Below are 14,014 nucleotides of genomic sequence, written 5' to 3'. Positions count from 1 at the left end.
ATATTAAAATAGCTTTATTTTCAATATTTACGACAAAAAAAAGAACCCCTACAGAGTTCTATTTGTGGTCAACAAGGCCTCATGCTTTTAACAGTTTTTCCTGGCGCTTTCGCTTTTCTTTTGTCTAGCTACAGCGCCTAGCGACTAGCTAACTTTCGGTTTCTTCCTACGATAAGTCAACATCCATTCGCTTCTTAAGCTCATGGTGTTTCCTTTATCTCGTCAGAACCCTAAAAAGTTTGTACGTCGCTGATCAGGCGCTTTCGCTTTTCTTTTGTCCAGCTACAGCGCCTAGCGACTAGCTAACTTTCGGTTTCTTCCTACGATAAGTCAACATCCCTTCGCTTCTTAAGCTCATGGTGTTTCCTTTATCTCGTCAGAACCCTAAAAAGTTTGTACGTCGCTGATCAGGCGCTTCCGCTTTTCTTTTTATATTCGAGAGTGGCGGCTGATGTTTAGGAGGATTCCGACGGCCATTAGCATTAATGTGAGAGATGAGCCCCCATAGCTGAGGAATGGCAGTGTAATCCCTGTAACCGGCATTAAGCCTGTTACCACTCCGATATTGATCATCACCTGGATGGCAATCATGGATATAATTCCCACTGCCAGGAAGCTACCAAATAAATCTGGAGCACCTAAAGCGACTCTTATTCCCCGCCATAATAATAAGGCAAATAATAATAGAATGAGACTGCCTCCGATAAAGCCTAGCTCTTCTGCCAGAATGGCAAATATAAAATCTGTTTGTGGTTCCGGTAGATAGAAGAATTTTTGTCTACTCTCTCCTAACCCTAATCCAAATAATCCCCCTGGACCAATAGCATATAAAGATTGTATAATTTGAAATCCACTTTTTAGCGGATCCTGCCATGGATCGAGAAATGAGGTAATTCGCGCAATTCGATAGGAAGCGGAAATGACAAGTCCAGCAAAACCAGCTAGTCCAATCAAGCCTAGTACAGCAAAGTGTGATACACGTGCCCCAGCAATAAATATCATAATCATGCAAGTGGCAACCATAACGGTCCCTGTCCCAAGATCAGGTTGAAGCATAATAACGCCAAATGCTATAAAAACGAGTCCTAAAGATGGAAGCAATCCTTTTTTCAACGTTGTAATATATCTTTGCTTATCTGAAAGGAATTTAGCTAAAAAAGCAATCATCGCTAATTTCATAAATTCAGACGGCTGAATGGAGAAAGCACCAACACCTAACCAGCTTCTTGAACCATTTCTCACCATTCCGACACCCGGGATAATAACTAAAATCAATAAGACAAAACAGATAATGAGTAAAGGCTTGGACCACTTTTTTAATACCCAATAATCAACATTCATAATGACAAGCATGGCTACAATACCAAGAGCAGCAAACAAAAACTGACGCTTAGCAAAGAAAAATGAATCGGAAAATTTATAGTCAGCCCATACGGCACTCGCACTATAAACCATGATTAATCCGATTGCAAGTAATAACATGGTCGACAGAATTAAAATAAAATCAGGGGCGGTTTTTTTCAATGGCTATACACACCTCGTAACTAGCAATTTAGAGCTTTTTAGGAGGATGTTCAAAATGTCCGGTAAAAATGACACTGCGGGATATAAGGATCTTCGACTAAGTACCGACACGTCTGCGGGCAATATAGAAGTCACCACCTCCTGTGGAAGCTCGTTGGCTTGTTTCTCCGCTCCTTGGAAAAGAAAACCACTTTTCCTTCGTGCGATGCGGATTCAGGGATGCTTTCCTTATGCTCATGTATCTAAATGGATACATTCCGCTGCTCGAAACTGCGCCGCCTCGAACTTTCGACGTACAGGATGTACTAGTGTCGGTGTTGCTGACAGGACGTCAGCATAGTCGCCGACTTGGTCCTTTTTATTCTCCTTTTTGAACATACATTTTAAGGGATGTATATGCCTCTCTACTGATGACCCCTAAAAATTATTGCTCTCTTCCAGTTTATGCACAGCCTCAATGAAAATATCACCGCGAACTTCAAAAGTTTTATATTGGTCCCAACTAGCACATGCTGGTGAAAGTAAAATAACATCTCCGCGGTTAGATATTTCATAGGCTGCAGGAACAGCTTCTTCTACATTATCGACATGTATAATCGTTTGTATCCCTGCCTTTTTTCCCATCTCTTCTATTTTTTTTGCAGTTTGACCAAATAGAACAAGAGCTTTTACATTTGTTAAAGAAGGAATAAGCTCATCAAATTCATTCCCTCGATCTAAACCACCTGCTAGAAGGATGATAGGGTCGGTAAAAGCACTTAAAGCGCTTGAAGCCGCCAATATATTGGTCGCTTTTGAATCATTATAGAATCGCCTTTGATTGAATTCTGCCACAAATTGCGTACGATGCTTCACACCTGTAAAAGTAGATAAAATCGTCACAATAACTTTATTTCCAACACCCTTTAATTTAGAAGCGATCGTCGCCGCTAAAATATTTTCTAGATTATGAGCACCAGGTAAAGCAATTTCTGATATATTCATGATCTCTTCTTGGTCATACATTAGCTTCCCTTCATAGACAGATGCGCCGTGTTCAAGATAGCTTTTTGTGGAAAATGGAATGATTTGCGCATGACTTGTTTGCGCCAAGTTTACTAATACCTCTTGGTCTGCATTCACTATTAAATAATCATCTGAAGTTTGGTTTTTAGTAATATTCATTTTTGCTTGTGCATATTCATTCCAAGAACTGTGATAATCTAAGTGTGCCTCATATAAATTTGTCAAAATAGCAATATGAGGTCTGAAACTTTCAATTCCCATTAATTGAAAGGAAGATAATTCCACGACCATTGTATTATTTGCGGTTGCTATTTGTGCTACTTCAGATGCCACAGTTCCAATATTTCCGGCAATAAGCGGTTGTTTATTCGCTTCTTTAAGTATCTCGAAAATTAAAGTGGTAGTCGTGGTTTTACCATTTGTACCAGTAATACCGATGATATCAGCTTCAGCAATTTGCGATGCAAGTTCGACCTCCGTTATAATTGGCAGGCCCATTTCCAAAGCTCCTTGAATAATGGGATTAGAATATGGGATTCCCGGATTTTTCACGATCAATTCAAACCCCTCATCCAATAGTTCAACTGGATGACTCCCACAAATCACTTTTATCCCCTGCTCAAGTAATCCTTGCGCATCTGGATTTTCTTCAAATGGCTTAAAATCATTCACTGTGACGAAAGCACCTAACTGATGTAATAGAGAGGCTGCTACGACACCACTTTTTGCGAGTCCTAGCACTAATACTTTTTTGTAATGATATTCTTTGATATTTTTCACTCTACAACCACACCTCTACATAAATTCCTAAAACGGCACAAAGAAGTCCAACAACCCAAAAAGTTACAACAACGCGCCACTCTGACCAACCAGATAATTCATAATGGTGATGTAAAGGACTCATTTTGAAAATTCTTTTTCCTGTTGTTTTAAAGGATGCGACCTGCAATATAACAGATAGAGTTTCAATTACGAAGATAGCTCCAATAACAAGTAAAATAATCTCCGCCTTTAATAAAATGGAAATAGCGGCAATTGCTCCACCTAAAGCTAGTGAACCCGTATCTCCCATAAACACCTTTGCAGGATGGGCATTGAATACAAGAAAACCTAGAACTGCTCCAACAATGGTAACGGAAAAAATGGAAACATCAAATTGCGATTGGCTCCATGCCACAATGGCAAATGCACCAAAAGCAATAGCAGCTGTTCCAGAAAGCAATCCATCTAAGCCATCTGTTAAATTTACTGCATTGGAAAATCCTACTAGCCAAAAAACAATAAATACTGCATAAAACCAGCCAAGGTCTATACTGAAATCAGTCATGGGAATGGCAATAGCAGTTGAAATTTCATTTGTTCTCAAGACAATATAAAAAATAATAGCAATCACAATTTGACCAATCAATTTTTGCAGTGATGTTAATCCTAAATTTCTTTTAAAGGCAATTTTTATAAAATCGTCTAAGAAACCGAGTAATCCATAACCTAAAGTTACAAACAATAATAAATAAATTTCCCAGCTTGGCTGTGAAAATTTCCAAAGCATGATCAATGTAGTAATCAAAGTGGATAGGACAATCAATATCCCTCCCATTGTTGGGGTTCCACTCTTCTTTTGGTGTGATTTCGGTCCTTCTTCCCGAATACTTTGCCCGAATTTAAGTCTTCTTAAAAACGGGATAAAGATCGGAGAAAGTAAGACAGTAATAAGAAAACTAATAAGTAAGGAAAATAAAATAACTCTTTCCATCATCATTTCTTCGCTCTCCAATTCCAAACGCTGTTTTTCTTTTAATGAATGATTATACATGATAAATCGTCATCATCATATTGTGAATCAGCTTTTTATTTTTATATTTATAGAAATTTTACTTATACTCGCAAGTATCCTCTAGCTCTTCCTAATAGCCTCCAAAGAAACTAAGCGATCATCAAAGTCATGCACTTGATCACCAATGATTTGATACGTTTCATGCCCTTTTCCTGCCACAAGAACGACATCGCCTGCTTTGGCTAATCCGATGGCACACTCAATCGCCTTTTTTCGATCAGGCTCAATGATAAATTGCTCCCCTTCTACTCCTTTTTTCATGTCTTCAATGATGACATTTGGATCTTCAGTCCGAGGATTATCTGACGTGAAGATAGGATCTGTCGCCCATTTGCAAGCAATTTTGGCCATTAATGGACGCTTGGAAGGGTCTCGATCCCCACCACAGCCAACAACACAAAATACACGTTTTTTAGCAAACTGTTGAATCGTTCTTAAAACATTTTCCAATCCATCTGGAGTATGAGCGTAATCAACAATGACGGAAAATTTTTGTCCACCATCCACTAATTCAAAGCGTCCTGGGACACCCTTTATCTGTTCAATCGATTTGACAATGTCTTGGAAAGGGATATTGGATACATAAGCTGTTGCAATAGCTGCCAAGGCATTATACACATTAAATTCCCCTGCTAATGGTAAGTGTACCTCCCTTTTCCCTTCCGGAGAAAGAAGAGTAAATGTAACCCCGTTACTATGATACGTAATGGAATCAGCTTGAAAATCAGCTGATTTTTTAACCCCATATGTGATTACATGTGCGGATGTTTCTGAAGCAAAGGATTTCGAAATCTCATCATCAGCATTCAGTACAGCAAATTTAGGGTGTTTAGTTGAATAGGTATTTCCTAGTTTAGAAAACAATAAACTTTTTGCCCTTCTGTACTCTTCCATCGTATGATGATAATCAAGGTGATCCTGAGAAAGATTTGTAAATACAGCTACATCATAATCGCAGCCATTGACTCGCCCTTGCACTAAGGCATGAGATGACACCTCCATAATGGCAGTGTCTATTTTTTCCTCGACCATTTCATGAAAAACTTTTTGTAGTTCCAAGCTATCCGGCGTGGTGTTTTTCGTTTCTAACACTTTACTGCCTATCTTGATATTAATGGTTCCGATTAAGCCTGTTTCCTGTTCAGCATCATGAAAGATCGAGTCAATCATATGGCTTGTTGTGGTTTTTCCATTTGTTCCGGTAATCCCAATCAAATGAATTTTTTGACTTGGATGGTGATAAAAGGCATCTCCGAGTATGGCCATCGCTTTTTTTGTATCTTTAACCAAAATAACAGGCACTCCTACCTGTAAAGGTTTTTCAGCAACAACTGCTACGGCTCCATTATTTACGGCCTCTTCAGCAAAATTATGACCATCGAAAGCATGACCTTTTATACAAATAAACAAATGCCCTTTTTCTATTTTTTGATGATTATTCGATATTCCGGTTATTTCGTTATTTTCTTCCGGTACCCCAATAAATGGAAGTGATTGTAATAGCGTACGCAAATTCAATGTTCTTCAATCCTTTCATAACAGCGAACAAATTCTTCCCATTATATAAGCTAGAATGCCATATATCCTGTTGTAAAAAAAACATTCTTATCTATTTTACATAATAATTGAATTTGAAGCTATCCTTGAAGCATGATTTTTAAAATAAATTTTTTAACCACTTGAAGAAGCGGTCATGAATGAATCATGCCGCTCGTTACTAGACGTTGAAACGAGATCACTCAAGATAGACTCTAATGGCGGAGCCTTCTTCCACCTTTGCACCTGGTTTCGGGCTTTGTTGAACGACCTTTGTGCCCTCACCACTTGTTTGAAGTATTAAGTTATACTGTTGTTGTTGAATTTCTTTAATTGTCATCCCCTGTAAATCTGGTACTGTGAGCATAACAGGGTCATTCCATTTTTTCTTTTTTTCTATTTGATTTTCACGAGGCTCGACACCCATAGCATGCAATGAATCTTCGAGAATTTTACCTACGATCGGTGCTGCTACCGTTCCACCGAATTGAACAGTCCCTTTGGGGTTATCGACAGCTGTGTAGACAACGATTTGTGGATCATCTGCAGGAGCGAATCCAATAAACGAGAGAACATAATTGTTTTCTAAATAACGGCCATCTTTTGCCTTTTGGGCCGTACCCGTTTTCCCACCAACACGATAAGACTCTACAAATGCATTCCCACCTGTCCCTTGTGCAACAACGCTCTCGAGTGCATGTCTTACTTCTTTTGAAGTAGACTCCGAGATCACCTTTCTTTTAGCAACAGGGGTTTTGCGCATCACAACTTCTCCTGTTCGCGGATCTACAAGCTCTTTAGCAATATAAGGCTGGTACAAGGTTCCACCATTTACTGCAGCTGCAACAGCCGCTACTTGTTGAATAGGTGTGACGGAAACTCCTTGCCCAAACGATGTTGTCGCTAATTCAACAGGACCCACCTGATCCAAAGCAAATAAAATCCCTGTTCCTTCTCCTGCCAAATCAATCCCTGTCTTCTCGCCAAAACCAAAACCACGAATATAATCAAATAATTTTTCTTTTCCTAGTCTTTGTCCCAACTCGACAAAACCTGGATTACAGGAGTTTTCCACCACTTCAAGAAATGTTTGATCTCCATGCCCGCCACTTTTCCAGCATCGGAGCTTGGAACCTCCTACTTTAACCGAACCATGATCATGAAAATGCTCTTCCTCTAAGTTCACTTTTCCTTCTTCCAACGCAGCTGCCAATGTAATAATTTTAAAGGTTGACCCAGGCTCGTACGTACTCCAAATTGGTAGATTTCGATTATATACTTCCTGTGGAACATTTTGAAAATCATCAGGATCAAAGGAAGGCCTACTAGACATTCCTAAAATCTCTCCTGTATTCGGATCCATGGCGATGGAAATAATCCCATCAGGATTATATAATGCCTCGGCATTATCGAGTTCCCTTTCAATGATCGATTCAATTTTGGTATCAATCGTCAATTTTAAATTATAACCATCTTGGGGAGGTTCGAATTCATCTGACATTTCTGGCATTCTCTTTCCTTTCGCATCTGAAAAGAATTGCACGGACCCCTTCTCTCCTTGTAGTTCTTTATCATAATATAATTCTAATCCGGCAAGACCTTGATTATCTATACCCGTAAACCCCAACACATGGGATAAATATTTTCCAAATGGGTAATGACGCTTCGAATCTTCCGCAACATAAACCCCTTTTAAATCCAAGGCTTGAACTTCTTTTGCTTTCTCAAAGGTTATTTTTCTTCCTTCAGGTAATCTTTCAATAGAAGAATTCTTAGAAACTCGTTGATAAATCTCTTCTTTAGAACCATCCAATACTGTTGCGAGCTTCTCAGCTGTTCCGGCCGGATCTTCTATTTGTCTCGGAATAACATACACTGTTGGCGCAGATTTATTTTCAGCAATAGAAACACCATTCCTGTCCACTATTTTTCCTCGTTCAGGTTCAAATGGTATATTTCTACTCCATGAATCTCTCGCAAGATTTGTTAAATCGTTTCCCATGCCAAACTGAACATAGCCTAATCGAATATCAATAATAAAAAAGACAAACAGTCCAGCTATTAATATAAACGACAGTCTTTTCCTTACAGTTACTGCGGATACTCGCTTCAAAAAAAGGACCTCCTCTTTCCAGGGCTCGTTCCACTATATGCGAAATTCCACTACCCTAGAACGATTCGGCAAAAAAAAGAGGATGCATAGGCACCCTCCAAATAACCTTACATTATTCATCTGCTTTTTTCTTATTCAATGCCTCTCTGGGAGATTGAAACTCAATCTCCACTGTTTCCTCAGATTTCAGCTCTGTTCCTGGCTCAACACTTTGTTTTACTACATAGCCTTCTCCTTTAATATTGATGGTTATATCGGCCATTTCAGAAAGGTTGATCACTTCGCGCTTAGACCATCCTTCCATATTAGGGATGGTTGTCGGACCTTCTGTTTTAAGATAGACCTTTTCACCAACAATTAATGTCTCTTCAGGAAGTGGTGATTGTTGCACGATCTTTTTTCCTTCGCCTAATACAATCGGCTTCAGACCTTTGTCTTTCACCCATTTCTTGGCTTCATCCAAGCTCATTTCGGAGAAATCAGACAGTTTTACCGTTTTTGCCTTACCAAATTCTTCTGGTTTGATATTTAAATATTGTAAACTACTTTTCATAACGGTATTAAAAATCATCGAAACAGGTTTACTTCCATTTTCACCATCTAATTTCGGGCGATCAACCATTACATACATCACTAGCTGTGGATCATCAGCAGGTGCAGCGCCAAGAAACGAATAAATAAAATTATCATCCCCTGTCAGATATCCGGTCGGTCCTGCTATTTGCGCTGTTCCTGTTTTTCCTGCTACTTGATAGCCTTCAATATTATACATTTTTCCTGTTCCATTTTTAGCAGTGACCACCGTTTCTAACACATCTATTACTTCTTTGGCGGTTTCTTTGCTAATCGGCTTGCCTGCTACCTCAGGCTTTGTTTCTTGAATAGTCCCATCATTGGGATTTACAACCTTATCAACGACATACGGCTTCATCATCACGCCTTCATTGGCAATAGCGGTCATGGCTTGAACCATTTGAATGGCAGTGACCGTTGTACCTTGTCCGAATACGCTCGTGACCTTTTCAATAGGATACCGATAGAGAATCTTGCCGGCTGCCTCATTGGGTAAGCCAATATTGGTCCTTTGTCCAAATTTGAAATCATCCATCGCTTCACGCCAAGTTTTTGTGCCCATTTCTTCGAGTAAATAGGCAAAACCTACATTGGATGAGCGTTGTACACCTTCTAAATAAGAAATGGTTCCCCATCCTTCACCACTATTATGATCTTTTATTGTACTTTGGCGATCTACTTTGTATTTACCAGAAGAAAATGTATCATCTGGTTTAAAAACTCCTTCTTCAATCGCTGTAGCTAATGAAAAGACCTTCATCGTAGAGCCAGGTTCATAGCTTGTTTCAATCACTTCGTTATGCCAAGATTTCTCAATTCCATCCCTTGTCTCTGGATGAAAAGTGGGGGTCTGTCCCATAGCTAAGATTTTCCCAGTTTTTGGCTCTGCTACAACCGCCATTATTCTTTCAGGAGAATACTTTTCATCTACTTGACTGATCGCATCTTCTAAAAAGGTCTGGATTTTTTTGTCTAATGTTAAGTATATATCCTGGCCATTTTCAGGTTCTTTAATATGTTTCTCTGAGTTTGGTAATATATAGTTCCAAACATCGCCTTCATATTGAATGGAACCATCTTTCCCACTCAAAAGATCATTATAGCTCATTTCTAATCCCGTTCCAGTCAGCTTTTTTTCTCCCTTTTCTTCGATCTCTTGTGTATAACCAATAAGATGAGAAGCAAAAACGCCGTTTGGATAGAATCTTTTCGTATCCTTTAAAAATCCAATACCTGGCAAATTCAGGGATTCGATCTTGTTTTTTACACTATGGGATAGATCTTTCCCAGCTTTCCCAAACTCCACTTGTTTGGCTTTTTTCGTTAAAGCCGCATAAATATCGGCCTCTTCCATATCGATATATTCGGCTAATTGCTTCGCTGTTTCCGAAGGATCAACGACATGTCTCGGGTTCTTTTTATCTTCCGTTAATGATTCATCTAATACCGCGACTAATGTATAAGACTCTGAGTCTTCTGCGATAATCTCTTCGTTGCGATCAAAAATTGAACCACGCTGCGCTGGAAGAACGCCTTCACGTGAATATAATTCCTTCGCTTCTGTGGCTAATACCTTGCCCTCCACTTTTCCTGTTGTCTGAATGGTCACAAACCTAACAATTAATACAAAAAAGAGCAGGCTAAATATAATAAAAAATACTGCTGCTCCTATATTTCTATTCTTTTTATGGTTACTCATTTTTCTCCAACCTTGACATTATTTCCGTCTAAATTAAGTCCTTTTTTCTCTGCTATTTTCTTAATATTTTCGTATCTGCTCATTTCCTTCACTTGTGCTTCAAGTTCACTATTAACCTTTTCTTGTTCCTGAATAGCCGTCTTCACATCTTCCACATCTCGATTCACTTCATATACTTGTGCATTCGCTGAAATAATGTGAATGGACATAATTGCCAGAAAAGCGACTAATAAAAAAGCAAGGACTTTCTCACCAGGAGTGATCTTGGCATGTCGTTTAACCTTTTTTATTTCTTTTTCAGGCTGTTGTGCTGGTTGATACTGATATTGTTTCCGCGCTAAATTACTCAAATAAAAGTCCCCTCCATCTCCATAATTATCTTTTATATTATGATGATGTTCAAAAAGTCCGGTAAAAGACACTTTACTCGATTACGAGAACGCCTCGGCCCTTTACCGCTCTCTTTGAACACGTACTATATGTACTATTTTTTTTCAGCAATCCTTAATTTTGCTGATCTAGCACGATTATTAGCCTCTAATTCTGTTTCACTTGGGCTAATGGGTTTTCTGTTAACCAATTGTAGTATCGGCTCATAGCCTTCGGGTATGACTGGCATCCCCGGTGGTAATGGCGGCCCTTCACTTGCTGCCTTAAAGACCGTTTTACAAATTCGATCTTCCAAAGAGTGGAATGTAATCACACAGATTCTGCCACCTGGCCGAAGCAATTCAATCGCCTGTTGTAGCGAAGTTTCAAATGCATGCAACTCATCATTCACCGCTATTCTAATCGCCTGAAAGATTCTTTTAGCAGGATGTCCACCTTTTCTGCGGGCAGGTGCTGGTATTCCTTCTTTTATAAGTTCAACTAATTGACTTGTTGTTTCAATTGGTGCCTTTTCTCTAGCAGCTTCAATTTTCCTCGCAATTTGCTTTGAAAATTTTTCTTCACCATACTTGAAAAAAATTCGTACCATATCACCATATGACCACTCATTTACAACTTCATAAGCTGAAACAGCACTACTGCGGTCCATTCTCATATCAAGTGGTGCATCGTGATGGTAACTAAAGCCTCGCTCAGGATCATCTAACTGTGGGGAAGAAACCCCCAAATCATATAATATCCCGTCTACCTTTTGTATTCCAAGCTCAGCAAGTCGATCCTGGAGATGAACAAAATTACTTTGGATCAATATGAGCTTGTCCTGCTCATGAGAGAGTGTTTCTCTTACATGGGAAATCGCTGTTTCGTCTTGATCAAACGCAATTAATTTTCCCTGGTTCGATAACTGTGAAAGGATTTTTTGGGAATGGCCGCCACCACCTAAAGTACAATCAACATATACCCCTTCAGGGTGAATGTTCAGTCCTTCCGATGCTTCATTTAATAAGACTGTCGTATGTTTAAACATGATGCCCCCTATTCTTCCCCTAACCCCTAGTTGTATTATAGGATGTTCAAAACTTCCGGACATCAGCGTAGTCGCCGACTTGGTCTTTTATCCTTCTTTTTGAACACGCACTATTAGTAAATTAAATATCAAAATCAATCATATTCTCAGCAATTTCTGCAAATGATTCTTCTGATTCTGTAAAGTATTCTTCCCAAATTCCTTTATTCCAAATCTCTATTCGATTGGAAACGCCTAAAACTACACATTCTTTCTCTAATTTTGCATAACCAATCAGTGTGGTGGGGAGGTTGATTCTACCTTGTTTATCGATCTCACATTCAATTGCTCCAGAGAAGAAAAACCGCGTAAAAGCTCGTGCATCTTTTTTGGTCATCGGTAAGGTTTTTAACTTTTCCTCTAATTGGCGCCATTCATTAAGAGGATATCCAAATAAGCATTGGTCAAGACCCCTTGTAATAACAAAGGATTCTCCAAGAGAGTCTCGGAATTTTGATGGGACGATTAATCGCCCTTTCGTATCAATGTTATGTTGGTATTCTCCCATGAACATGAGACATGCCCCCACTTTCTATCTCTAATTTACCACAACCTACCACTTTTCACCACCTTTTTTTCTTCACAAATAAAAAAGACTTCTAATCGCCGAATAGTCGACTGATTAGAAGCCCTAAAAATCTATATTTTAATAATTTTGTGCTTTCCATCAAATTCAAATGGCAAGGACATTAATTGGTGGATAAATTGGTCTCCTCTTTCGTTTAGATAATAAAAGATATTCCATATCCTTTCCTGAGGACTGCCATTCGGGCGTAGTGACCTTTCAACACGCTCATATTTTGCCACTTCACTTTTATACCTTTCTTGCACAAACCAATCTGCTTTCTTTTTTAGAAACTCAATTTGTTTTGTATGAAAGGTAAGATTTTTTTGTGCAAGAGGTAAAAGCCCGCGTTCTGTATCATCAAGCCGTTCGAAAATGGATTGATATCGTTCTTCCATGTACTGATTGATATCGTCCAGCATCGTTTCTAAATGTTGGTCTGTCACAGAATCAAGATAGACTTTTTTTGGTTTCTCTACTCCATTTTTTAAAACATTCTCGATCGTTAATTGTAAATCATGTACGTCTCGCTCAATATTTGATTCAATAAAAGTAATGTTTATCCGCGGTATTAGGGGCGGCATTTTCATATCCCATAATTCAAATGCTTGTTTTAACTCACCCCAATAGGCAATTTCCCCGGGTCCAGCAATAAATGCAAGAGAAGGGAATAAAAACTCTTGCATCAGCGGTCTGGTGACGACATTATTGCTAAAAAGCTCCGGGGTCTCTTGAAGCTTTTTACACAAATCTTGGCGATCCATTTGCCAATCTGATTTTTCAACTTTAAATCGATCTAGTTGGGAATCATAATCCAATAAGAGACGTTCCTTTCCCTCATACAGAAATAAATTGGCTGATTGTTGATGAATCTCAATCATTCGATTAAATCCATTATCAGCAAGAAGCTCTTGCTGGTTTAATACCTTCTCTGTAATCAGTGATGCTTGCTCCATCACTTTTGCAAAAACTGGCTTTTCCAACTCTCTTAAATGTGGATCCGCTGCGTCAATGACTAACAATCCATAGTCTTTAAATAACGTCATGATCAATGTTGTAAAAAAATCAGTTATTGTTTCACTCCGATTACTCGCCTCCAGTACAGAAGCGAACACTTCTTTCGTATATTTACGTTCTCCTAGATGCATAAAAATAGTTTCCAGCCATTTTTGCATTTCTTCTTTGTCATATACGATATCAGATGCCATTTGTTTCAGGCCCTTTTGTTCTGGGAAATTGACCTTCTTCATCTTATTTCCAACTTCAGTATACACATGATTAATTTCTAAAAAATCATGGTCTTCCCCGGCGATCCAAAACACAGGAATGACAGGAGTTCCTAAATTTCTTTCTTGTTGTTCGGCTAATTTAAGTATGGAGATAACCTTATGTATAGTGTAAAGCGGGCCAGTTAATAACCCTGCTTGTTGCCCTCCTATCACAACTGTGGATTGCTCATTTTGTAATTTTTCAAGTGACTTCCTTGTTTCTTCAGACGTTGGGAAACGCTCCATATAGTTTTCGATACAGGCAGCAAGAGCTTTGCGATTAAAATTCTGCTTCATTAAATCGTTATAGCGATTTTTATAAACCTCGTTCTCTGTTATATCATAATGAAAAAAACCTTTCACGGGTTCTTTTTGTTCCATATAAAGAGAAGCAAAGTCGTTCGTTGCTGGAATGACGATGCTTTCAATTTCCATAAATGA

At 38.8% G+C, this 14,014-nt stretch carries 10 protein-coding genes; all 10 read right to left on the bottom strand.

Features of this window, described 5'->3' with window-relative positions; all coding sequences use genetic code 11:
* Positions 1 to 429 precede the first annotated feature (429 nt).
* Entirely contained in the window at positions 430 to 1,524 is a 1,095-nt protein-coding gene (gene spoVE / locus IPU53_RS14835; protein ID WP_278253291.1) for a stage V sporulation protein E, read from the bottom strand.
* A 417-nt stretch (positions 1,525 to 1,941) separates the two neighbouring features.
* The gene (murD, locus tag IPU53_RS14830) at positions 1,942 to 3,309 is read right to left on the bottom strand and encodes a UDP-N-acetylmuramoyl-L-alanine--D-glutamate ligase (RefSeq protein WP_207451799.1); all 1,368 of its coding nucleotides are present in this window, start codon (positions 3,307 to 3,309) and stop codon (positions 1,942 to 1,944) included.
* 1 nt (position 3,310) lies between these two features.
* Positions 3,311 to 4,285: a phospho-N-acetylmuramoyl-pentapeptide-transferase gene (mraY, locus tag IPU53_RS14825; protein ID WP_207451857.1), complete on the bottom strand. Its 975-nt coding sequence runs from the start codon at positions 4,283 to 4,285 to the stop codon at positions 3,311 to 3,313.
* Positions 4,286 to 4,423: 138 nt separating this feature from the next.
* On the bottom strand, positions 4,424 to 5,881 hold the full coding sequence (locus IPU53_RS14820; RefSeq protein WP_207451798.1) for a UDP-N-acetylmuramoyl-L-alanyl-D-glutamate--2,6-diaminopimelate ligase: 1,458 nt from the start codon (positions 5,879 to 5,881) through the stop codon (positions 4,424 to 4,426).
* Between the two features lie 217 nt (positions 5,882 to 6,098).
* Complete coding sequence (locus IPU53_RS14815; RefSeq protein ID WP_207451797.1) at positions 6,099 to 8,012, bottom strand: stage V sporulation protein D; 1,914 nt, start codon at positions 8,010 to 8,012, stop codon at positions 6,099 to 6,101.
* A 112-nt stretch (positions 8,013 to 8,124) separates the two neighbouring features.
* Positions 8,125 to 10,284 carry a penicillin-binding protein gene (locus IPU53_RS14810; RefSeq protein ID WP_207451796.1) on the bottom strand — a complete coding sequence of 720 codons (2,160 nt, stop codon included), beginning with the start codon at positions 10,282 to 10,284 and terminating at the stop codon, positions 8,125 to 8,127.
* Positions 10,281 to 10,634 (bottom strand): cell division protein FtsL, encoded by a 354-nt coding sequence (ftsL, locus tag IPU53_RS14805; RefSeq protein WP_207451795.1) that lies wholly within the window; start codon positions 10,632 to 10,634, stop codon positions 10,281 to 10,283. The genes IPU53_RS14810 and ftsL overlap by 4 nt, the downstream gene beginning before the upstream one ends.
* Positions 10,635 to 10,768: 134 nt before the next feature.
* Positions 10,769 to 11,701 (bottom strand): 16S rRNA (cytosine(1402)-N(4))-methyltransferase RsmH, encoded by a 933-nt coding sequence (rsmH, locus tag IPU53_RS14800; protein WP_207451794.1) that lies wholly within the window; start codon positions 11,699 to 11,701, stop codon positions 10,769 to 10,771.
* A 121-nt stretch (positions 11,702 to 11,822) separates the two neighbouring features.
* On the bottom strand, positions 11,823 to 12,254 hold the full coding sequence (mraZ, locus tag IPU53_RS14795; RefSeq protein ID WP_207451793.1) for a division/cell wall cluster transcriptional repressor MraZ: 432 nt from the start codon (positions 12,252 to 12,254) through the stop codon (positions 11,823 to 11,825).
* A 125-nt stretch (positions 12,255 to 12,379) separates the two neighbouring features.
* A complete protein-coding gene (gene bshC / locus IPU53_RS14790; protein WP_242698320.1) occupies positions 12,380 to 14,008 on the bottom strand; it encodes a bacillithiol biosynthesis cysteine-adding enzyme BshC in 1,629 nt (542 codons plus the stop codon).
* Positions 14,009 to 14,014 lie beyond the last annotated feature (6 nt).

Origin of the sequence: Bacillus sp. SD088, assembly GCF_017355205.1 — a bacterium.
GTDB lineage: Bacteria > Bacillota > Bacilli > Bacillales > Bacillaceae_C > Lederbergia.
Note: the sequence above shows the minus strand (reverse complement) of the source record. Positions and strands in the feature narration are given on the sequence as shown.

What these genes read in the sequence shown, in the direction of transcription:
- mraY (WP_207451857.1), bottom strand. Translation starts at nt 4,285, where the DNA reads ATGATGGAAAGAGTTATTTTATTTTCCTTACTTATTAGTTTTCTTATT.
- IPU53_RS14810 (WP_207451796.1), bottom strand. Translation starts at nt 10,284, where the DNA reads ATGAGTAACCATAAAAAGAATAGAAATATAGGAGCAGCAGTATTTTTT.
- rsmH (WP_207451794.1), bottom strand. Translation starts at nt 11,701, where the DNA reads ATGTTTAAACATACGACAGTCTTATTAAATGAAGCATCGGAAGGACTG.
- mraZ (WP_207451793.1), bottom strand. Translation starts at nt 12,254, where the DNA reads ATGTTCATGGGAGAATACCAACATAACATTGATACGAAAGGGCGATTA.
- bshC (WP_242698320.1), bottom strand. Translation starts at nt 14,008, where the DNA reads ATGGAAATTGAAAGCATCGTCATTCCAGCAACGAACGACTTTGCTTCT.